Origin of the sequence: Gluconobacter sp. GP1, assembly GCF_032913585.1 — a bacterium.
GTDB classification, from domain to species: Bacteria; Pseudomonadota; Alphaproteobacteria; order Acetobacterales; family Acetobacteraceae; genus Gluconobacter; species Gluconobacter cerinus.
In genome coordinates, this window is record NZ_JASGXC010000001.1 from 650,959 (window position 1) to 672,988 (window position 22,030).

Here is a 22,030-nt window from a genome sequence, read left to right on the forward strand (position 1 = left end):
ATCAGAGGTGCTTCCCCAGGTCACTGAGGTGGACGGTCACGCCGCCAAACACACTGAACCCGTCACCCGGGTAAAACATTGCGGAATCCGTATGGTTCAGGTTGTAGGCGGTATAAGCGGCTGTGGCGTAATGCTTGTTTCCGAGATTACGGAAATCAAGAAAAGTGCTCCAGATTTTGCTTTTCGCCTCGTAACCCAGCTTCAGACCAAAGATCCCGTATCTGGGCGCCTTTAATGTGTTGGCATAATCAACATAATAGCTTGAAGACGATCTGAAATCGAAGTTCGCATAGAACCCCAACGGATTATTATACTGAAGTGCAGCCTGATATTGCCATGTTGGGATAGACGGGAGTTTATTCTGTCCGAGAAGTGGGTCATGTCTGTAATAGAAGTCATTAACCGTGAGAGCCTGCCGGAATGACAAAGCACCATATTGATGCAGATTAAAGAGCTTCGTTGACAGGCCCGCTTCAATGCCCTGATGAATAGTCGGACTGGCGTTAGATGTTGTGGTGATCTCTGCTGTTGTACTGGTTGCGCGCGTGACTACAACGGACAGCAGTTCATCTTTGACCCAGCTCCGATAAAGAGTCAGGTTTCCATCGAATATGCCGACATGGCCTCTGATGCCGATCTCAGCTGAATTAGCCCGCTGGGCTTTTAGTGGCCCTACAGTTCCTGTGTCATTGTAGGGGCTGCCCCCTTTGACATCATGGTAGTTCCACGTCACAGGCGGGTCGATCAAACGGCTGAAATTGGCGAAAACGTCAACGTCAGGATTAATTTCGTAACGCAAGCCTACGCGTGGCGTAATGAAAACATTATTATAGTGTTCACGGCTCTGAAGAGCTGAGTTGGGTATTAGACGGTCAACAACGCGAATATTGCGGTCAATCCAGATGACTGAAAAACCGCTGGTCAGCCAAAGCCGGTTGAAAATGTTGAAATTATTCCCAGCTGCAAAAACCAGATCATGTGATCCGCCATATTTGACACGCTGATGAAGGGTCCAGTCTTCACTATTAGACTGTGTAGAGCGGACGGACGATGTGTAATATCTGGAATCTCCAGAGACCATATGCACGTCACTCAGAATGAAGTTGCTTTCGATCCTCCGTCCGAGAAGGCGATCGCTCCGGTTATATTTGATAGAATTGTTGATATCCGTGGAGCGCCACAGATTAAACTGCTGCGTATTCGTCCCATTAAAGAGCGGATAATCATTCCAGGTAATGCCGTATTCCAGCCTGGAATCATCATCGAAAATATAATTGGTTTTAAATCCCAGCATTGTGCTTCTGGTCGGGCGCCCTCCCCAGTCATTTGGGTTGATGCTCGGGCTTTTGCGAAGCTGGGCAAGCGTGAGCAAACCACCGTAGTGGCCGAACCCTTCATCCCACTTGAAAATAAGGCGAGCAGATAATTTGTCGGTGAAACGGTAGCCAAGATTTGCGACGACATCTGTGCGATGCATTGCCGTATAGCTCTGAAATCCCTGGCGATTGGTTCGCGCAACGGTGACGTAGTAATCACCTTTCTTGTTGCTGAATGTTCCACCCTGACTGACTTGTTCTTTCAGGGTGCCGTAGCTGCCAGCTTCAAAGCGTGCCATAAACCCAGGGGCAGATACGCCTGTATGCGTTACGAAATTGATGCCACCACCGAGAGCAGTGGCAGCGTAGTCAAATGCGTTGGCGCCATAAAGAACTTCAGTACGCTGATAGCCGGTATTATTGAGGCGATCTTCCTGAAATCCTCCCACACCGCTGACAGTCAATCCGTCAACGAGGTACTTCATTCCCAGGCTGTAACCTCCGTAGAAGACGCCTGCGCCCGACCCTCTTATGGAAATCTTGTTTCCGGTACTTCCACTGGTCGCCTGCGCAAAAATGCCGGGCTGGAATGCCAGAGTGTCCTCGAGTGTGGCTGATCGCCCCTTCTCGACCTCCTTGCTGCTGATAACAGTAAAGTTTCCCGGCACCTTTCTCAGGCGCTTTTCAGCGGTACGGACACCATTTGACCCGGTGACACTGATATCCTCGCTCTTTGACGGAGGCACAACGCTGTTTTTAGGGTGTGAAGATGCAACATGAGTGTTCGTGGACCTGACACCAGGGCGGGCATGAGGGGCGCGCGGGCTCGGATTTTTGTTGCGTTCAATATCCTGAGCAAAAGCAGCCGGCATTAGGGTGCACGTTGAAAGAACGGTCATGCCAAGGAGGAGGATGCGTGTGCGCTGCTCGTAAAAGGCTTTCATGACTCGTTTCTCAACATTTGGGTGACATCTCGGAACATAAAATCAGCCGCCGTAGGAGGAATTTTCCCCGAGCGATTCCTTTATTCACATATCCAAATGGATAAACGTTAATAACAACGTATTTTTAATGTTGTATTTTACAGGTGCATTTTTCCCTTATTAACCCTAGGAAAAGAGCCATTCCAGGGGTTCACATTGAAATAATTAATGTGAGAGATGACGAATTAAAAATTACGCTCCTGACGGTTTGGTGCGCATCATGAACTACGAATTCTAGTTGATTTTGCCTTATATCCGTTAGGTGTCGTTGTATGTCCTCTTCCGACAATTTCGTCTCTGCCAGAGAACGCTTGCAGCCGATCATTGAAACGATAACGCGTGCATCGCAGGAATTCGAACGCGACCCTGCGCTTGTCCGAAATGTCGTTCAGGACTTGAAGACTGCAGGCTTGGGTCGCGTACGTCTGCCCAATAGATTTGGCGGGTATGGAGCATCTCTCAAGCAGAGTTTCAGTCTGCTGCGAGATCTGGCGACAGCAGATTCAAACCTCCCGCAAATATTTCGCGCTCATTTTGCATTTATTGAAGGTAGGCTCCGCCACGCTCACAAATCTGCCGAATGGTTTGACCGTGTTCGTGAAGGCGCACTTTTTGGCGCTGCCATGGCGGAACGCTCGGACGAAACAGGCGTGTCTACACAGTTAAGTTCTGACGGGAATGAGTTTCGCCTGAATGGGACGAAATACTATTCCACCGGCACGCTCTATGCTGACTGGATCATTGTCTGGGCCGCAGAGGGAGAGCAACGGGCACACGTCCTGGTCCCTTCAGAAGCCCCCGGTGTCACACGTATTGATGATTGGGATGGCTTTGGCCAGCGCCTCACGGGCAGCGGAACAACTGTTTTTGACAACGTCTTAATTGGCCCCACACAAGTTCTGGATCGCTCTCAGCCCGGAAATATTCCGGCTCATTCTTATCTCGCCGCCTACTATCAGCAATTTCATCTTGCAGCACTGGCAGGAATTTCAGCTGCCGTATTGCGCGATGCGGTTGAGTTTGTACGGCCTAGAACACGAACTTTCGGGGTCCCCGGCAAAGTTGTTCAACGAGAAGATTCCGTTGTTCAGGGTGTTGTTGGGCGTTTGTCGGCCCTTGCGTTCTCGACGTCTGCTTTGGTCGATCGTGTTTCGGATGCGTTGACTGAGGCAGAACCGGCCTGGCTGCGGGGCGACACCGAGAGCGTGACGTTTAACGAAGCAGAAGAAGCTGCCTTTAAAGCGCAGCAAATCGTTATTGATCAAACGCTTGAAGCTGCAAATCTGCTTTTTGAAGTTGGCGGCGCATCGGCCACCAGTCAGACCAGAAATCTGGATCGCCATTGGCGCAATGCTCGCGTTCTGTCCTCACACAACCCTGCGGCCCAGCGCCGTCGGGAACTCGGGGATCTGGCTTTGAACGATACCCCTCTTTGGACGCCGTACCGTGAAGGCCTGAAGAAAAGTCTCTCCAAGGAGCCGGCATGAGTAAGGCACCGCCCCCTAAGCAGTTAAAAGTCAATCTCTTTGAGATGGCCTGCGTGAGTCACATTGTTCACGGAATGTGGACGGCGCCTGACAACAATCGCCACCGTTTCGGAGAAATGGCATTCTGGCTGGAACAGGCGCGCCTCGCGGAAGACGCAGGTTTCGACGCAATTTTTCTTGCCGATGTTATCGGGGTTTATGACCGTTTTAACGGACTTGACCCCGCCCTTCGGCTTGGCGTGCAAATCCCGAACCTCGATCCACTTTCGCTGATTCCGGCTATGGCCGCTGTCACTACTCGGCTGGGGTTCGCCGCAACGTTTTCAACGACTTATGAGCCACCGTTTGCCTTTGCCCGACGTATGAGCACGCTGGATCTTTTGACCGAAGGACGTGTTGGCTGGAACATTGTGACCTCCTACCTGCCAAACGCTGCCAGAAACTTCGGTCTTGCGGACGAAATCGAGCACGATGAGCGCTACGAGCGAGCTGAGGAATATCTTGAGGTTCTCTACAAGCTCTGGGAGCAGAGCTGGGACGAAGACGCACTGGTCATTGATCGTGAGAAGGACGTTTTCACACACCCTGATCGTGTTCACTACATCAACCACAAGGGTCGGCATCATCAAGTTGAGGGGCCGCATCTTGTGCAGCCCACGCGTCAGCGCACGCCGGTCCTTTTTCAGGCAACCGGGTCCAAGCGTGGCCTGGAATTTGCAGCCCGTCATGCGGAGGCCGTTTTCATTGGGGGCCGTACGCGCGAGGAAATTCGCCATAACATCGCCCAGACACGCGAACAGGCGGCTCTAAACGGTCGAGACCCCAACGACCTGAAGTTTTATGTCATGGCCGGCCTTATCGCTGGGAATACGGAAGTCGAAGCTCACGAAAAGCTAAGCCGTTACCGGGCGCGCTATAGCGTCGAAGCTGCGCATGTCCATGCGCAAGCCGAGATTGATCTGCGGAATTTTGATCGCTCTCTGACTATTGGTGAGGCGCTTGAACAGTCGGGGCGTCCGTTTGGAAACATGGGACGCCGATTTGGCACCGATCAAACAGTTGGTAGCGCGCTGGACCAGATTGCCAGTTTTGAACAGGGCCGCTTTTTCGTCTCTGGCACACCGTCCCAGATTGCGGATGCTGTTGAAGACTGGCTCGACGAAGATGGCATCGACGGGATTAACCTCCGCCAATACCACACGTTTGAGACGGCCAGAGATTTTGGAGAACTGATCGCTCCTGAGCTTCGCAAGCGTGGCCGCCTGCCAGAGCGCAATACCCCTCCAGAGACATTCCGTCATCGCCTGTTCGGTTTTGACCGCCTTCCAACAAGCCATCCCGCCCATCAAGCCTCCCTACCCGTTCACGCCCAGACAGCGAGTTTTTCATGAGCACAAATGCCGCCATCGGGGGTGTCCCCGAGAAAATCAACGTTCTTTGGTTCCTTCCAACTCATGGAGACAGCCGATATCTGGGAACGCAGGAAGGTGGCCGCAGCGTTGATCTGCCATACCTCCAACAGGTCGCACGGGCTGCGGACAGTTTGGGATATTATGGCGTCCTCCTCCCCACAGGGCGGAGTTGCGAAGACTCCTGGATCGTCGCGTCCTCCCTTATTACGTCCACTGAACGGCTGAAATTTCTGGTAGCCGTGCGCCCCGGCTTGCAATCTCCAACCTTTGCAGCACGCATGACGGCGACACTGGATCGTCTATCTGGCGGCCGTCTTCTGATTAATGTTGTAACGGGCGGAGATCCCAAGGAAAATGAAGGAGACGGTCTCTTTTTCGACCATGCCACCCGGTACGAAATTACTGACGAATTCCTATCGATCTACTCTCGTCTTCTGAAGGGCGACACCGTCAATCACGAGGGCAAGCACTTTCATATTGCGGACGGCCAGATCCTTTATCCTTCTCATCAGGCTGGTGGGCCGCCTCTGTATTTCGGCGGATCTTCTGAGGCGGGAATTCAGGTCGCGGCCAAGCGGATCGACAAGTATCTGACGTGGGGAGAGCCACCGGAACTTGTTAAGGAAAAAATTTCCCGTGTTCGCGAGGCCGCTGCGCGTGAAGGACGCGAAGTCAGTTTCGGGATCAGGTTTCATGTCATCGCCCGTGAGACAACTGAAGAAGCCTGGGCCGCGGCAAACCGTCTGATCTCCCGCCTTGATGATGCGACCATCGCGCAGGCCCAGTCTGTATTTTCAAGGCTGGACTCAGTGGGACAATCCCGCATGAGCGCCCTGCATGGCGGACGACGGGACAAGCTGGAAGTCAGCCCTAACCTCTGGGCTGGCGTCGGGCTGGTCAGAGGTGGGGCTGGCACGGCTCTTGTCGGTGATCCAGCCACCATTGCCGAGCGAATTGATGAGTACAGACGCGCTGGTTGCGACAGCTTTATCCTCTCCGGATACCCTCATCTGGAAGAAGCTTACAGCTTCGGCGAACTGGTCCTTCCGCTGCTTCCGACAGCTCATCCGACACGCGCAGCCGGCGGTCAGAACAATATGGGGCCGTTTGGTGAGACGATTGCCAACTCTTATCGCCCGGCCCAAGCCTCTTCATGAACGTGGAAGTCCAGATCAGCCGCCCTCCCGTTTCTGCCACCCTGGCAATTATTGGTGGCGGAGCGACAGGGACGATGATTGCGTATCATCTTCTTCGCAAGCGCCGAGATCTGGGTGTCGGTAGCGTTGTAATCTTCGAGCCTCGCACCCGGCTGGGTGCGGGCGTCGCGTATGGCAGCACAGATCCACAGCATCGCATCAATGTTCCAGCGTCAAGGATGAGCATTGATACGGATAAGCCTGATGACTTTGCGCAGTGGTTCAAATGGCACAGTCACGAAACCTGTGATCCGGAGGCCTTTTTGCCGTCTGGAGACGTTTACCCGACGAGGTCAGAGTTTGGCCGCTATCTCTTTGAGAGAATAACGCCATCTCTCGTCAACGAGACACTCAGGCACGTTCAGGATGCCGTAGTAGCCGTGCAGCATGATGGTCAGCACTGGCTGATCCATACCGCTCAAGACACGGTATTTACAGTATCGGATGTCGTCATTGCGACATCTCATCCGGCTCCCGCCCTGCCGTATCCCCTCAAAGATATCGCGCATGACCCACGCGTGATTTCTGACCCATGGGTGAAGAATGCCTTCAAAACCATAGATCCTCAGGCACGGATTGCCATTGTAGGTACCGGGCTCACAATGGCAGATGTTGTAGCAACGCTCACCGCACGGGGGCATTTGGGCCCTATCACCGCGGTTTCCCGACGCGGCCTGCGCTCCCGGGGGCATTCTCCTCAGCCTACCAGTCTCTTCGGGGATTTTTCCACCAACCCTGAACAGACGGCGTTAGGTCTGCTCACACGCATTCGTAAGACACTTACTTTAGCCCCGGACCGCCCGTGGCAAGACGTTCTTGATGCTGTGCGGCGACAGGGCAAAGCTATCTGGACGGCACTTCCCACGACGGAACAGCGTCGTCTTGTCCGCCATCTTCGACCGTTCTGGGATGTTCATCGTTTTCGGATCGCACCACAGGTCGAACGCGCTCTGAACCTAAGATCAGAAACTGGATCACTTACGGTTCTTGCCGCGAGGATAGAACGCGCGGAAGCCACACCTGAGGGCATTATTCTGCATCTCCGGGAACGTGGGGGACGAACCCGCGCGATACGGACAGACATTCTGATCAATACCACTGGCCCGGACCATGCCGGAATTCTGACAACGCCCGGTTTTCTCTCTCGTCTGTCTCAGGATGGTTTTGTGCAGAAAGATCCCGTTGGTCTCGGGCTCTGGACCGGTGAAGACCACGCGGCCCTTGTTGGCGGACGTCCGGTATCGGGCCTGTTTATTGCCGGACCACTCTCCCGTGGGACCTTTGGCGAGCTTATGGGTTTTCCGGAAGTAACAGCGAACGCTCAATCTGTCGCCGCCCGACTGGCCGATATTCTTCAGATCTCGATACATTCTGAACAGGTGCGTTCATGACGTCTGCTCAAACTGCCACATCCGGCACGCCTCGCCCTGTCATCCGTCATGCTGATGATGTTTCCGCCATCGTCAATGCAGGCCCTCAAGGGGGCGGGCACGCAAACATTATCGTTGCCCTCGCTCTCGGTGGCGTCTTTCTTGACGCCTACGACCTGACAACGCTCTCATACGGCATTGGTGACGTACAGAAGCACTTCGGTCTTTCAACATCCGCTACAGGGATGGTCGCAGCTGCGATGAGTGCAGGCACGATCGTCGGGAGTATCGCGGGGGGATGGCTGACCGACCGGATCGGTCGATACGCCGTTTTCATGGCGGACATGATCTGCTTCGTCATTGCAGCCCTCGTGGCAGGTATGGCCCCCACTGCCACCATCCTGATCCTTGCCCGTTTCGCAATGGGTTTTGGTGTCGGAATGGATCTGCCTGTGGCCATGGCATTCCTGTCAGAGTTTTCAAAGCTGAGTGGAAAAGGAAGCAAAGCGAGCCGGGCTGCGGCATGGTGCCCGACCTGGTATGCGGCTTCCTCGCTCTGCTTTTTCCTTGTCTTTGCCCTTGATGCGGTCGTTCCAGCCACTCATCCGGACTGGCTGTGGCGCGCGTCATTGGCCTTCGGAGCACTGCCCGCGCTTCTGATCATCCTTGTCCGTAACAGGTACATGAGTGAGTCCCCTATCTGGATCGCTCGGAACGGAGATCTGGAAAAAGCAGCGGAAATTTTAAGGGCGTCTCATGGCATTGACCCGGTTCTTCAGATCGAAGCGCCTCCTATCCGACCGCAACCTCACGGGATTGCCCCCCTCTTCCGTCAGCCCCTGCTGAAGCGTGGAATTCTTGTCAGTATCATTTCCATCGTCAGTGCCTACTCCTACGCCGCAATCGCTTTCGGGGCGCCGAGTTTGCTCGCAGGAATGCTGCACCTCGACCGTAAGCAGGTTCTGATTACATCAATCATTCTGAACCTCGTCTTCGCATTTACGGGTGGTTTGATTGGGGTTCGTCTGGCGCGATACGTGTCGTCCCGTAAGGTCAATATCGCTGGATATATCCTGCAGGCGATCTCCATCGGAACACTGGCGATTGTGGGCACGCCACATTCCACGGCAGGCGTCATAGCGGTACTCGCAGGTTTTGCAGGGTATCTTTTCGGTCAAGGTTTCGGACCCGGCTGCCAGCAGATGATCTACGCCACACTGACCTACCCAACCGAAATCCGCGGCGTTGGTATTGGCATGAACCGGCTCATTTCTGGCTTGGGCGCCACCATGGCTATGTGGGCTCTGCCAAGCCTCTATGCGAATTTCGGGACGAACCTTTTCTGGTTCATTCTGAGCGCGCCTCTGATCGGTCTGACATTGCATCAGGTGATCCGCTGGGATGTCTTCAATTATGACCCAGATGGCGACGACACATTAAAGTCCGTGCTGAGACCAACACCCCGGCAAGACGCATCTCCTCAACACTCAGCCCTCGTAAATCAGGGCTGAGTACAGCCGAGCCCACTCCCTCGCCGTTTCATCCTGATCGTTTTCAAGGAGCGCCTGTGTCTCTTATCCCCGTAAACGCATTTGATATGAATTGCGTCTCCCATCAGGCGAGCGGTCTATGGCGTCATCCAGACGATCAATCATGGCATTACAACACCCTCAGATACTGGACGAACCTCGCAAAAACGCTTGAACGCGGCCTGTTCGACGGTCTTTTTATCGCAGATGTTCTTGGCATTTACGACGTCTATGGGGGCGGACCGGAAGCAGCATTGCGCAATGCATCTCAGGTGCCCGTTAATGACCCGGCCATGCTGATTTCTGCCATGGCCGCTGTGACCAAGAACCTGGGTTTCGGGCTAACAGCAACACTTTCCTTTGAACATCCCTACCCTTTTGCTCGCCGTATCAGCACATTGGATCACCTGACCAACGGACGAATGGGGTGGAACATTGTAACGGGCTATCTGAACAGCGCGGCAAAAGGCGTGGGTCAGCAGCAGCAGACGTCTCATGATGAGCGCTATGACGTCGCGCGCGACTACATGCAGGTTTTGAGGGGCCTGTGGGAAAGAAGCTGGGAGGACGGTGCTGCCGTTCGAGACAGGAAACTTGGAATTTTTACAGACCCCTCAAAGGTTCATCGTCTTCAGCACAAAGGCAAGTATTTTGAGGTCGATGCAATCCATCTTTGTGAACCCTCGCCGCAACGAACGCCAGTTCTCTATCAAGCTGGCACGTCCAGTAAAGGGCGGGCTTTTGCGGGCGACTACGCTGAATGCGTCTTTATTGCCGGTCCATCCAAAGAGGTGGCACGACATGCTGTTTCCGGGCTGGAAGCAGAGCTTCAACGCACGGGACGTTCCCGAAAATCACTCAAGATTTTCTCACTCATAACCATCGTCACTGCCGAAAACGATGCGGCTGCTTTGGAAAAATGGGCGGAGTATAGAAAATATGTCAGCCATGAAGGGGCTCTGACGCTCATGTCAGGATGGACAGGGATCGATTTTTCGACCTTCGATCTCGATGATCCAGTCCGTCATATCCGCAACGACGCCATTCACTCCGCCATCGATGCCTTGACCGTTGTAGACCCCAAACGGGTCTGGACTGTCAGGGAACTCGCAGAACATGCGGCGATCGGGGGAATGGGCGTAACGTTCGTTGGTGGCCCTCAGAAAGTCGCGGATCAGATCGAAACCTGGATTGAAGACACAGGTATTGACGGCCTCAATCTCGCATATGCCATCACCCCCGGAAGCTTCGAGGATTTCGTGACATATATCGTGCCAGAGCTTCAAAAGCGTGGCCGTTACAAGACGGAATATCAGCCCGGAACTCTGCGGGAAAAGCTCTTCGGAACATCTGAACCACAATACAACACGGCGGCTCCATGACTGATCCACTTACCGTTCTCACCCGTCGCAGTCTGCTGGCAGGGGGGCTTGCACTCACTCTTGCCTCCTCGGCACATGCGGCCACGCCTGTCATCCGTATTGGCTACCAGCGCTACAGCACTCTCGTTATTCTCAAGGCCTCGGGTGCCTTGGAAAAAGCATTGGCGGGCCGTGCGAATGTCGTGTGGTCAGAATTTGTCGCTGGTCCACAACTCCTGCAAGCCCTCGTAGCGGGAGCCCTCGATTTGGGGCAGACCGGTGATGCTCCTCCAGTGTTTGCATCGGCTGCAAGTCCTGATGCGCTTGTGTATGTAGGGCACGAGCCTCCTGCTCCATTGGCTGAAGCCATTCTCGTCCCTAAAGACAGTTCGATTCGAACCCTCGCGGATCTAAAGGGCAAACGGATTGCTCTCAATCGCGCGTCCAACGTCCACTGGTTCCTTCTTCAGGTTCTCCATAAAGCCGGTTTGTCTTTTCATGACATCAAACCAGCCTATCTGACCCCTCCCTCTGCTCGTTCCGCTTTTGAAAGCGGCCAGATTGATGCATGGGCAATATGGGACCCCTACCTTTCCAGTGCGCTCTCTAACAGTCCGCGCATTCTGACGACCGCTCAGGATATCGTCGCCAATCGAGAATTTTTCCTTGCTCGTCGTGGATTTGCAGAAAGTCAGCCAGACCTTCTTCGGGAGGCACTTCACCAGATCGCTCAAACAGATGATTGGGCCCAGGTCCATAAGCCTGAAGTGTCCCAGCTTCTCGCAACACAAACGGGATTGCCATACGACACGGTTTATTCTGCAATCAAAACACGTGATTTCGGTTATGCGGCTATGAGTGCAGATATTCTCCGGGAACAACAACAGGTTGCTGACGGATTTCTAAAGGAAGGGCTTTTACCGTCACACGTTGATATTGGTTCAACAGTCTGGAAGTGATCAAAACTCTTGATGAAGGAGCCTTTGGAGGAAGATTCACATTTCATTGCCGCCCCAACACTCAGGGATTTGTCATATAAGACGTGAATCAAACTCATATTTGCCTCTATATAAATCAAAATTGAAAAGTAATATAATATTATTAACCATCGTATTTGGTGATATATGTTCGAACAAGGAATACTTGGATGCGATGTAAGTGTTGTGATGCCTGAGAGGCATTAAGCCTTGTTGTGAAGTCGCGTCGGGCGCATTACAGGTAAAGACGTTGTGTATCTGTATCTTGCGTCAAACAACGCGAGAATGGAGAGGCACATAAATCGTCAATACAGGTGCGATCGCAGTCTTCACACATAAAATACAGAGCTCCCCAAGCGAGCTAAAGCATCAATAAACATGAGGCAAAACTTCGCCTCAGAATGAGCTTGAAAATGAAGAGCATGAAAAATCGGGTGTATTTTCACACAGGTTTTCGCCTCGGTGTGTCTCGCGCACGACTGTCTTCCGTCCTGTTAAGTGCGGTTGCAATGACACCGCTTGTGAGCGAGGCTGCGGAACACAAAATTCACACGAACCATCATCGTACAGGCGCTTTAAGTAAAAAACCGGCGAATTCCTCTACCGTAAATGGGGCGCAGTCTCCTGATACGCTCCATCGTCCTGCGCCTCCCAAACCCTTTGTTGCTCCGAGCAGTGAGACAATCAAGGTTTCTACTCGGCGGCGTTCTGTTGTGGACCAATCGAAGGCAGCGTTAAGCACTATTCCTGGCGGTGTTAGTGTGATTGACGCGCATGAAGTTCTGAAAGGTCGGAACTTCACGAATGCTGACGTTCTTGCATTTCAGCCTGGTGTTTTTGCCCAGAGTTCGGGCGGCGGTGATGGACTGCGCCTCTCTATCCGTGGATCAGGGATTCAAACGGGTACGAACTATTTTCGCTCCGGCATCCTGATGATGTTCGATGGACTGCCTGTCACGACCCCTGCCGGTACGCCATACGAACTCTTTGAAGCACTTGGGGTACGCTATACCGAAGTACTCCGTGGAGCCAATGCATTTGATTATGGAGGACTGCAATTAGGGGGCGCCATCAACTACGTGACCCCGACGGGTTACGATGCAGACCTGTTTCAGATTCGGGCAGAGGCCGGAAGCTTCAACTACAACAAGCAACAGATCAGCTCAGGGAAAGTCATCGGGAAGTCTGACTACTATGTCAGTATCACCAAATCCTATCGAGGCGGATACCAGCAGCAGACGGCGGCAAGCAGTTTTGGTGTGAACGCAAACTATGGATACCGCTTCAATGACAAGGTTTCCACACGGTTCTTCTTCCGGTATCGGCAGACTCAAAATGGCTATCCTGGCTTCCTGACACGCGATCAGATCATTGATAATCCAAAACAGGCACAATCAACTTACGTTGCGCTGCATTCCAAACGCATTCAGCCGGGCTCAAAATGGTATGGAAACATGACCACCATCCGGATTGACGATCATTCCAAGCTTGAGTTGGGAGTTGATTATCAGGATGCTCCGATTGATATTGAAAACGGTACGACCGCTGGCGTTTGGGGATACAAGACGATCGCTGGCGTAATCCGCTACAGCCGCAAAGACAAGCTGTGGGGACATAGCAACGACACACTGTTCGGGATTGACACCTATAGTGACCTGGATGCCTGGCAAACCACCCGTACACGAACATATACGGGCACGTATGCCGGGATTCCTCTTGGAACAAAGCTCCGACATGCCACCTACGGCGGAACGGACAACTATTTCCATATCAGAGATAACTTCGAACTCTTTCATAATTTCTGGCTAACAGCCGCTGGAGCACTGGATTTCGTACAGCGCTCTACGGCCGTGACGTATCCAACGCAAAGCTCTCTCGGCACCTCGGCCGTGGGCTTTACCCCGCGCGGAGGGTTTCGGTATGTCATCAGTCCGCATGTCTCTGTGTATGGAAACGTCAGCCGCAGTTTTCAGCCCCCTAATGACTGGCAGCTTCTGTCTGGTGCCAACTACACGACCGGACCTGCCGCAGGCTTGACGGCAACGGGGGCCAGTCTCGAAAACCAGACGGCAACAACATACGAAATCGGCACGACAGGTGACTGGCTACACAATAAATGGAGCCTGACGTACTACTATTCCTCCGTCAGGAACGAACTTCTGTCAGTTATGACTCCGCTGTCACAGCTTTACGGAAATGCGACCTACTCAAACGCCTCTCCAACTGTGCATCAAGGGGTAGAAGCTTCATTGGAGACAGACCTGTATAAATGGTCCGGTGGAACATTAGGTCTGCGACAGTCCTATACCTACCAGGATTTTCATTTCAAAAATGATGCTGTGTTCGGGCGCAACAAACTTCCGGGAATTCCAGCGCATTTTTATCAGGGAGAAGTCCGCCTCGATCTGAAAAATGGTTTCTATGCGGGGTTCAATGCACAGGTTTCATCAAAGGTTTCCGGCTCTTATGACGATACCTATTTCGCGCCGTCCTATCATATCTACAATGCCAATGTTGGCTATGAATGGCCCGGAAAGCATCGTCAGGTATTCCTGTCATTCAACAATCTGACCAACAAGCATTATGCCTCCATCGTAGTGCCTGGATACATTGCGGGGGGTAAGCAGTTGTCGGTCATGCAGCCGGGAGATGGTTTCGGCCTCTTTGGCGGCGTCTCAGTCGGCTTCTAAACCGTGTTGGGGCAGGACGGAGACCGTCTGCCCCACTCCGAGCCGATTGGAGAATAAAAACCAATCTGACGCAAAGCGATAGCGGCCTTCACAAGAGCGAGATCTTGAGCACCTTAGGATGATTGATCCTGCTCATATTTGGCGCCATCCTTGTGTATGCCCCCCCTGCTGCGTGGCCCCTAACTTCCGACGGAAAGTCGCTAAAACGATGGCTTACCCATGTTTTTGGAGAGCTATCCGCAGGCATAGAGGCGGCAAGAACATGGAGAGCCACGCTTAATAAATTTTGTGCCCACAAGCGAAAGTTGGACTTTACTACCCCCTCCCCCTCAGGGTAGGGAATAGACATGGCACACGAAACACACACTTTCATCAAACCTCGCCTCAAGCAGGCTCACGGCCATATCGCCAAAGTTATAGAGATGATGGAGGAAGGTCGCTCCTGCTCTGAGCTTGCTCAACAGCTTGCGGCTATCGAAAGCACCATCCGTGGTGCCAAGCGCCTGCTCGTGCAGGATCATCTTGAACGATGCATCGTTGATGCCGTCGCCGATGGCAAGATGAGCCGCGAGGACGCTATTCAGGAATTTTCTTTCCTTGTGAAATACTTTTAAGGAACGAGACAGGTGCGGTTTCCAGCACATCTCTGCTTCGTAGCGCCGCGCAGGATGGCCCTAGCCTGCCTGCTTTCAGTTGGCTGGTTTCCAACGCTTGCCCTCAGTGCAGACGACACGGTTATTCCACTCCATACGGCTCTGGGCGCTGCCTGGGACAACGATCCGGTCCGTCAGGAGCTTGCCACTAACGCTCAATCTGCCGATGCCCGCGCAGATGCAGCCAAATCCTGGTTTGCGGGAGGGCCCATCCTGACGGCAAGCTACAGCGACGATCGGGCCTCCGGGACAAATCTGGGATACATCACGTGGCAAGGGGGCGTGTCAGTGCCGCTTTGGCTTCCTGGCCAGGGAAGTGCAACCGAGCACCTGGCTCAGGCTGATGCCAAAGCCGCTCTTGCTCGCGTTGAAGTGGAGCGAATGGCAATTGCTGTACGCGTGCTGGAACAGAGTGGTGCGGCCATTTTGGCTGATCGTCGCGTCATAGCAGCGCATATGCTCGTGCGGTCGATGGAACATATTGCGTCTTTGACATCTCAGTCTAAGGCGCAAGGCGAAACGACCGGCGTTGAGATGCAAGCAGTCAATGCTCAGCTCGCGGATATTCGCTCGGAGCTCGCTGAAGCGGAAGAAAATCAAACCCGAACCCGCGCCGAGTTACTGTCTCTTCTGGGTATTCCAGGTCTCCCTGATATTCTGTCTGCACAGGCGCCTTGGCTTGCCCGGATCCCGACTGGCAATCTTCAGGCTCTGGAAAACCTTGATCCTCGCCTACAGTCAGCTCACCGCGCTGTCGTGGCCGCTGAGGAAGACATGCATCTGGCCCGGTCCAGCTTCATGCCCAATCCTGAAATAGGGATCGATGCAATTGATGAGGGGCAATACGGCAGCCCGTGGGCGACACAGGTTGGCGTGAATGTGCGCGTCCCTCTTCCCAGCGATGTTACACATACGCCCCTTCTCTCTGCTGCTCGGGACCGTCTCGCCGCAGCGACGCGTGCTGAAGTTCAGGCACGCCGTGCCGTTCATACGGAACTTGTTCAAGTTATGGCGCGGGTGAAAGCGGCTCATGAAATGCTGTTGCAATCGCAGACAAGTGCATCCCAGACCATGAAGCGTGCAGATGCCATGGAACATTCATGGCGCCTTGGTGAGACACCACTTATTGAAGCACTACGCGCCAGAACGGATGCGTGGCGTGCTCTCCTAACCTTGAATCAGGCCGAGGTTGCCTGGCATAGCGCCATCGTGCGTATCTGTATTTCCACAGGGACACTGCCTTGAAAACCATACGCTTTTTGCCGCTTTGTATGTTCGGCATCATGTCCGTGCCCTGTCAGGCGGAAACTCCTTCGTGGCTCAAGCCTGTCCATATGAGCGCCTTAGCGCAGCAAAGTGAAAGCGTCTCCGTCTCGCCGGTCAGATACGGCGAACTTCACGCGCTCCTGCCTGCAATGGCCAGTGTCATGGCCAATTCAACGCATTCGGTGATGATCAGACCTGCAGGAAGCGGCAAGGTCACTGAAGTTCTCGTCACGCCAGGCGCACGCGTCCAGAAAGGGCAAGTGCTGATGACATACACTGATCATTCCCTGCATGAACTCTATCTCGAACAGGGGCAGACAAATGCGGCATTAAGTTCAGCCCGGGCGGCAGTCTCAGAGGCTGAAAAAGCTTATCAACGAGGGCGCTCCCTGAGCGGCACCACCGTCTCATCCGGGGAAGTCCTGCGCCGTCTGGCTATGCTCCAGCAGGCACAGGCTACATTGGCCGCAAAGCGCGCTGATAGTGAAACCATCAAGCATCGTCTTGAGGAAGAATTCACCTCTGCAACAGAGACGATCGGGCATGGTGAAGACTCCCGGCTGATTTCCCCCGTAGATGGCGTCGTTCAGAACGTTGGTGTTGCCGTTGCTGATGATGTTACAAGCGGCGATGTTGTCGCAAATGTAACAGACCTCTCATCAGTCTGGATCGTTGCGAGCATTCGACCGGAGGATGCGCAGGATCTCGTTATTGGTGGACGCTTTTCTGTTCGTCCGTCAGGTCATATGAAACATCCGCCCGTCTTTGCGAAGATCAGCACTATTAACGATGTTGCAGATGCTGACACAGGGTTGCTTCGGGTTATTGGTACGTTTGATAAACCTGCCGTTAATCTCAGACCTGGCACAATGCTTGATGCGACACTCGAGACTGCCCAAGCCGCCAAAGGAATTATTGTACCGGCCACCGCCATACAGCAGTTCAATGGCCACGACGTGGTCTACACCCCTTCTGGAGGCACCCTCTTCCAGCCTCATGACGTGCACATACTCCTCTCAACGGACGACGAAGCAGTCGTACAGAGCGATCTGCCTCCCGACAGTAAAGTCGTAAGTAGCGGCAGCTTTGCCCTCAAGAGCGCGGCCATTTTTTCAGCTTCGAGCGGCGACTGAAATATGCTGGCGTTCATTCAGAAAAATACATTTCTCCTATTCGGCCTTGTCGCCGCACTGCTGGTCGGTGGTCTTCTCACTATTCCCGGTTTGCCCGTGGAACCAGTGCCCGACATCTCTCCCCGTCAGGTCATGGTTTCTGTCACGGCACCGGGTCTTGCAACGGAGGAAGTTGAAAAACTTATCACCTTCCCGCTTGAGACAAACCTCACGGGGATACCCGGGGTCACTGATCTTCGGTCTGTGTCTCGTACGGGTGTGTCCGCTGTCTATCTGCAGTTCTCGGATGCAACAGACATTGATCTGGATCGGACACGCGTCAGTCAGCGTCTGCAGCAGGCGCGGGATACGATCTCGGTTCCCGGAATATCCATCACGATGGGCCCTCTTGCCACCGGTATGGGCGAGATCATGCAGATTCAGATCATGGGAGCAGGCTATTCCCTCACCGATCTCAATCGGATCATGACGTGGACCGTTGTGCCCCAGCTGAAGCTCGTTCCGGGCGTCGTTGACGTCAATGTCAATGGTGGTGCGGAAGAAACCTTCGAACTGACGCTCGCCCCGTCCAGAATGGTTGCATACGGCGTATCTATCCAGGACATCGATCAGGCTATTGAGACCAATAACGCATCGTCCGGCGGAGGCTGGATTGCTCATCATGATGAGCAGCAGGTGATCGTCGCTCGTGCGCGGGTGACGGGCCTCGACGCATTCGGCCTGATACCCGTCAAAACGGGCCCCCGTGGCCATGTCATTCGGATCCGCGATATGGGGAAAGTTGCTCTCGGCTCCCGTACGCGTCTGGGTGCCGTGACGCGTGACGGTAAGGGCGAGATCGTCAATGGCGTCGTTCTGATGCAGAATGGGGCCAGCTCAAATGCCACTCTGGACGCGATCAATGCAGCCCTTCCAGAAATTCGGCAGTCTCTTCCACCCGGCATCAAGCTTGACCCGTTTTATACGCGGGCCAGCCTGACCTCTGAAACAATCGGAACGGTCAAGGAAAACCTGGTGATCGGCGCCATTCTGGTAATTGGCGTTCTGATTGTTGTCCTGGGCGACTGGCGAGCTGCTTTTGTCATTGCGTCTGTTATCCCGGCAGCCCTGATATTCGCCATGGCGGGTATGCGGTGGTTTGGCGTCTCTGCCAATCTACTAAGTCTCGGGGCCATAGATTTCGGCATGATCGTCGACAGTTCGCTCGTTGTCGTGGAGCATCTTCTGGCCACCCGGGACAAAGCCACCAACAAGAACGACTTCAAAACACTCGCTCATCATGCACTCCTGAGCGTTATCCGCCCTGTCAGCTTTGCAATTTTCATCATCATTATCGTCTATCTTCCCATCCTCACCCTTCAGGGAATTGAGGGGAAGATGTTCAGGCCGATGGCCCAGACGGTCATTATGGCGCTGGTTGCGTCCCTTCTTTACTGCGTCATCTGCATCCCGACACTCGCGGCATTGGTCATGCGGTTTGGTCTGGTCGATCGGGAAACACGCTTTGTGCGATTTGTACGCCGCTACTACGAACCCGCACTTGCCTGGAGCGAACACCACGCGAAACTCCTGACTGGCATTACACTCACAACATTCGCCATAGCCGTACTTGTTGCGTCGCGCCTTGGCGGTGAGTTTGTTCCCCAGCTTGATGAAGGGTCTCTTCTCGTCACATCACTACGGCTTCCGAGCGCCTCGCTGGATACAGTTTTACGGGGCGTGACTGAGGAAGAGCGTATTCTCAAGAGCTTCCCTGACGTTGCAACTGTGGTCAGCAACACGGGAACCTCAGCCATCCCCACAGATCCTATGGGTACCGCTGAAACAGATACGTTCGTGTTTCTCAAGCCCAGATCGGAATGGACAACGGCCGGGACTGAAGCTGGGCTTGTCAAAAAGATGAGCGCCGCCCTGAATGAGCGCCTGCCAGACGCAGATTACTCCTGGACGCAGCCTATCCAGATGCGAATGGACGACCTCCTCTCCGGCGTCAGAACGCAGCTCGCAATTTCAATCTACGGAGATGATCTGGAGACACTGTCACGGCTGGCCAATACAACGATCAAGGCAATCAACAGCGTCCCGGGTGCAGCGGATGTGAACTCCGCCAGTGAGGGCACGATGTCCTACATGCATGTTGACGTAGATCGGGACTCAGCGGCTCGTCTTGGGGTGAATGTCTCGGACATTCTTCAAACCATAGAGGCCATTGGCGGCCATACAGGCACGTTCATTACGCTGGAAAACGCCATTATTCCGGCTCAGGTCCAGTTTGCGAGCGACGCTGTAAAATCCATGGATCGCGTGGGCCGGCTCCAAGTACGACGCGCAGATGGAGCCGGCTGGGTTCTGCTCAACGAAGTTGCCCATATTTCGCTAGTTGATGGGACGTCCCGCATAGATCGTGACAGCCTGCGCAGACGTATCATTGTACAGGCTAACGTCCGTGGGCGAGATGTCGCGAGCTTTGTGAAGGCCGCACAGGCAGCAGTTGAAAAGCAGGTTGTCCTGCCCCCGGGATACCGGATGTCCTGGGCGGGTCAGTTCCGGAACCTTGAATCTGCCAGCCGACGGCTCGCTATCGTCGTGCCAATCGCGCTTGCCCTTATTTTTATCCTTTTGGTGGCCGCACTTTCTTCTTTGGGTACGGCAGCTCTGGTGTTCGTGAACCTTCCTGTGGCCGCAACGGGCGGCATTCTGGCGCTCGCTATACGAGGTATGCCTTTCAGTATTGCAGCCGGTATTGGTTTCATTGCCCTGTTTGGCGTTGCCATCCTTAATGGTGTGGTCCTGGTGTCCCAGATCCGGACCTATCGGGACGAAGGCATGGAGGCCGCTCAAGCAGCATTCGAGGCTGCTCGGGTTCGGTTGCGCCCCGTTATCGCAACCGCGTCCGTGGCGAGCCTGGGCTTTTTTCCCATGGCATTTTCCGGGAGTGCCGGAGCCGAAGTAGAACGGCCGCTGGCAACCGTCGTGATTGGTGGACTGGTGTCGTCAACGCTGCTCACGCTTCTGGTCCTCCCGTCCCTCTATGCGTTCTTTTTCAGCCGTCGGTCAGATTTGAAAAGCACGAAACCTACGTCTTCCGCAGGTTAAGTTGCGTCGGAGGTCAGTATCAGAAGCCATGTGTCAGTGGCAGCGAAGATGCAGAATTAACCTTTTGCATCTTTGCTGCGTCGCTATCTGATTATTCCATACATATGCCATTAATCACCGCTGACAGAAGATTCGTAATTTTTGACACAAACTTTATTTTTTGCAGTGAAGGCATAGTCAATGAGAAGTAACAGGAAACTCTTTTTCTGTTCCTCGAACTGATTTCCAGAGCAATAAAAGGCCATACTGTATGATGACGGACACCAGAGGTAGAATAACAAATCCCGCGGTGACCCACGCAGCGGTGCTCTGGTTTAGCACTAGAGATGTAGCGTCATAATGACCATAGGACAGGCAGAGTGCCAGAACGAAGCCAGTGACGCCCATAGACACTTTTGAAATCAATGTATTGATCGAATACGCCAGGCCTGCGGCACCGGTCCCGTCAACCGTACGGCCATTATCAATTGCGGCTGCAAGGAAAACATACGATATGGGGGACATCAGCCCCTGCCCTAAAGCCAACGCCACAAAAGCTATCAAAAATCCCGGCAACCATGCTCCGCAAAGGAGCATGGTTACATAAGCTATGCCCTGGACCACTGTTGCCGCGAAAGCTGTCTTCATGATCCCGAAACGGCGCGAGCTTATTGGACAGAAGAATGCTCCTGTAAAGCTGCAGACACTTGCAAGCGTGAGGACCGCTCCGCCCAAGGCATCAGTTCCACCGAGCACACATTTCACATAGTAAATTGCAAACCCGTACAGTGTGGCAATGACAATAAACTGTTGAAATACGATAGTGTTGCAAATGAGCCAGAGTCTGTTTTTAAACAGTAATCTCAAGGTTTTACGGACGTCATGGCGCGCAGGAGTTGTTGGATAACGCGCAACACAATTTGTGGATACCATCCGCCATAGAACAATACCTACGCAGGAAAGTAGCAGGACGAATATCGTAATTCCCCGCTGCCGATGAGCTATGCTGCTCCCCCCACCTAGCCACGTAATGGCAGGAATGGTTAACGCGGCAATACAAAACTGCCCAACCTGACAGCCCATCATTCTGAACGAATTCAGATCAACCCGTTCGCGCGCTGACTTGGTCATCATGGGAGCGAGAGCACCGTAAGGCGTGTTGATACAGGAATATACTGCGCCGAATATAATATACGTTCCCCCTGCCCACAGTATTTTTCCCGTGGGCGAAAGCGGTAACGGCAGGAAACAAAAAAAATCAGCAATACCGAGCGGAATTGCCAAATTCCGGATCAACGGCCGAATAAAGAGTCCACCTTTTCGATCCACCACCCAGCCGATTGCTGGATCGCAGAATGCATCGAACACGCGTGCAATGAGTAGGATCCAGGCAACAGAGGCTGCCGGAATACCGTAGATATCGGTGTAGTAAAACATCAGATATGCTGACGTCAGACCCCACATCAGATTGGAAGACAGGTCTCCACAACCATAGGCCACTTTTTCACGGCGAGAGATCTCGTTTGGCTGGCCTGTCATCACGACTCTCCAATGGCAGAAGGAAGCTCTGAATGTGTTGCAG

14 protein-coding genes are annotated in these 22,030 nt (G+C 53.6%); 12 read left to right on the plus strand and 2 right to left on the minus strand.

Features of this window, described 5'->3' with window-relative positions:
• Position 1: 1 nt before the first annotated feature.
• The gene (locus R5H23_RS03015) at positions 2–2,260 is read right to left on the minus strand and encodes a TonB-dependent receptor domain-containing protein (RefSeq protein WP_317214297.1); all 2,259 of its coding nucleotides are present in this window, start codon (positions 2,258–2,260) and stop codon (positions 2–4) included.
• A 311-nt stretch (positions 2,261–2,571) separates the two neighbouring features.
• On the opposite strand from R5H23_RS03015, the gene R5H23_RS03020 reads away from it, so the two are divergent.
• The 12 genes from R5H23_RS03020 to R5H23_RS03075 all read left to right on the plus strand — a co-directional run bounded on the left by R5H23_RS03020 (position 2,572) and on the right by R5H23_RS03075 (position 20,469).
• Positions 2,572–3,786, plus strand: a complete 1,215-nt coding sequence (locus tag R5H23_RS03020) for an acyl-CoA dehydrogenase family protein (RefSeq protein WP_317214298.1) — start codon at positions 2,572–2,574, stop codon at positions 3,784–3,786.
• Positions 3,783–5,177: an NtaA/DmoA family FMN-dependent monooxygenase gene (locus R5H23_RS03025; protein ID WP_317214299.1), complete on the plus strand. Its 1,395-nt coding sequence runs from the start codon at positions 3,783–3,785 to the stop codon at positions 5,175–5,177. The genes R5H23_RS03020 and R5H23_RS03025 overlap by 4 nt, the downstream gene beginning before the upstream one ends.
• Complete coding sequence (gene ssuD / locus R5H23_RS03030; RefSeq protein ID WP_317214300.1) at positions 5,174–6,355, plus strand: FMNH2-dependent alkanesulfonate monooxygenase; 1,182 nt, start codon at positions 5,174–5,176, stop codon at positions 6,353–6,355. The genes R5H23_RS03025 and ssuD overlap by 4 nt, the downstream gene beginning before the upstream one ends.
• Positions 6,352–7,785: an FAD/NAD(P)-binding protein gene (locus R5H23_RS03035; RefSeq protein WP_317214301.1), complete on the plus strand. Its 1,434-nt coding sequence runs from the start codon at positions 6,352–6,354 to the stop codon at positions 7,783–7,785. Before ssuD ends, R5H23_RS03035 begins: the two co-directional genes overlap by 4 nt.
• Positions 7,782–9,275 carry an MFS transporter gene (locus R5H23_RS03040; RefSeq protein WP_211496313.1) on the plus strand — a complete coding sequence of 498 codons (1,494 nt, stop codon included), beginning with the start codon at positions 7,782–7,784 and terminating at the stop codon, positions 9,273–9,275. Before R5H23_RS03035 ends, R5H23_RS03040 begins: the two co-directional genes overlap by 4 nt.
• 86 nt (positions 9,276–9,361) lie before the next feature.
• The gene (locus R5H23_RS03045) at positions 9,362–10,675 is read left to right on the plus strand and encodes an LLM class flavin-dependent oxidoreductase (protein WP_408874329.1); all 1,314 of its coding nucleotides are present in this window, start codon (positions 9,362–9,364) and stop codon (positions 10,673–10,675) included.
• Entirely contained in the window at positions 10,672–11,613 is a 942-nt protein-coding gene (locus R5H23_RS03050; protein ID WP_317214303.1) for an aliphatic sulfonate ABC transporter substrate-binding protein, read from the plus strand. The genes R5H23_RS03045 and R5H23_RS03050 overlap by 4 nt, the downstream gene beginning before the upstream one ends.
• A gap of 431 nt (positions 11,614–12,044) precedes the next feature.
• On the plus strand, positions 12,045–14,321 hold the full coding sequence (locus R5H23_RS03055; protein WP_317214304.1) for a TonB-dependent receptor domain-containing protein: 2,277 nt from the start codon (positions 12,045–12,047) through the stop codon (positions 14,319–14,321).
• 347 nt (positions 14,322–14,668) lie between these two features.
• Positions 14,669–14,935, plus strand: a complete 267-nt coding sequence (locus tag R5H23_RS03060; protein WP_064275554.1) for a metal-sensing transcriptional repressor — start codon at positions 14,669–14,671, stop codon at positions 14,933–14,935.
• A gap of 12 nt (positions 14,936–14,947) precedes the next feature.
• Positions 14,948–16,219, plus strand: a complete 1,272-nt coding sequence (locus R5H23_RS03065; protein ID WP_317214305.1) for a TolC family protein — start codon at positions 14,948–14,950, stop codon at positions 16,217–16,219.
• An 89-nt stretch (positions 16,220–16,308) separates the two neighbouring features.
• Positions 16,309–17,373 (plus strand): efflux RND transporter periplasmic adaptor subunit, encoded by a 1,065-nt coding sequence (locus tag R5H23_RS03070; RefSeq protein WP_317214306.1) that lies wholly within the window; start codon positions 16,309–16,311, stop codon positions 17,371–17,373.
• A 3-nt stretch (positions 17,374–17,376) separates the two neighbouring features.
• Positions 17,377–20,469, plus strand: a complete 3,093-nt coding sequence (locus R5H23_RS03075) for a CusA/CzcA family heavy metal efflux RND transporter (protein WP_317214307.1) — start codon at positions 17,377–17,379, stop codon at positions 20,467–20,469.
• A 177-nt stretch (positions 20,470–20,646) separates the two neighbouring features.
• Here R5H23_RS03075 and R5H23_RS03080 read toward each other — a convergent pair whose 3' ends face one another.
• Positions 20,647–21,987 carry a glycoside-pentoside-hexuronide (GPH):cation symporter gene (locus R5H23_RS03080; RefSeq protein WP_317214308.1) on the minus strand — a complete coding sequence of 447 codons (1,341 nt, stop codon included), beginning with the start codon at positions 21,985–21,987 and terminating at the stop codon, positions 20,647–20,649.
• Positions 21,988–22,030: the final 43 nt, after the last annotated feature.

Coding starts and splice junctions, on each gene's coding strand:
- R5H23_RS03015 (WP_317214297.1), bottom strand. CDS start 2,260: ATGAAAGCCTTTTACGAGCAGCGCACACGCATCCTCCTCCTTGGCATG.
- R5H23_RS03020 (WP_317214298.1), top strand. CDS start 2,572: ATGTCCTCTTCCGACAATTTCGTCTCTGCCAGAGAACGCTTGCAGCCG.
- R5H23_RS03025 (WP_317214299.1), top strand. CDS start 3,783: ATGAGTAAGGCACCGCCCCCTAAGCAGTTAAAAGTCAATCTCTTTGAG.
- ssuD (WP_317214300.1), top strand. CDS start 5,174: ATGAGCACAAATGCCGCCATCGGGGGTGTCCCCGAGAAAATCAACGTT.
- R5H23_RS03035 (WP_317214301.1), top strand. CDS start 6,352: ATGAACGTGGAAGTCCAGATCAGCCGCCCTCCCGTTTCTGCCACCCTG.
- R5H23_RS03040 (WP_211496313.1), top strand. CDS start 7,782: ATGACGTCTGCTCAAACTGCCACATCCGGCACGCCTCGCCCTGTCATC.
- R5H23_RS03045 (WP_408874329.1), top strand. CDS start 9,362: ATGAATTGCGTCTCCCATCAGGCGAGCGGTCTATGGCGTCATCCAGAC.
- R5H23_RS03050 (WP_317214303.1), top strand. CDS start 10,672: ATGACTGATCCACTTACCGTTCTCACCCGTCGCAGTCTGCTGGCAGGG.
- R5H23_RS03055 (WP_317214304.1), top strand. CDS start 12,045: ATGAAGAGCATGAAAAATCGGGTGTATTTTCACACAGGTTTTCGCCTC.
- R5H23_RS03060 (WP_064275554.1), top strand. CDS start 14,669: ATGGCACACGAAACACACACTTTCATCAAACCTCGCCTCAAGCAGGCT.
- R5H23_RS03070 (WP_317214306.1), top strand. CDS start 16,309: ATGAGCGCCTTAGCGCAGCAAAGTGAAAGCGTCTCCGTCTCGCCGGTC.
- R5H23_RS03075 (WP_317214307.1), top strand. CDS start 17,377: ATGCTGGCGTTCATTCAGAAAAATACATTTCTCCTATTCGGCCTTGTC.
- R5H23_RS03080 (WP_317214308.1), bottom strand. CDS start 21,987: ATGACAGGCCAGCCAAACGAGATCTCTCGCCGTGAAAAAGTGGCCTAT.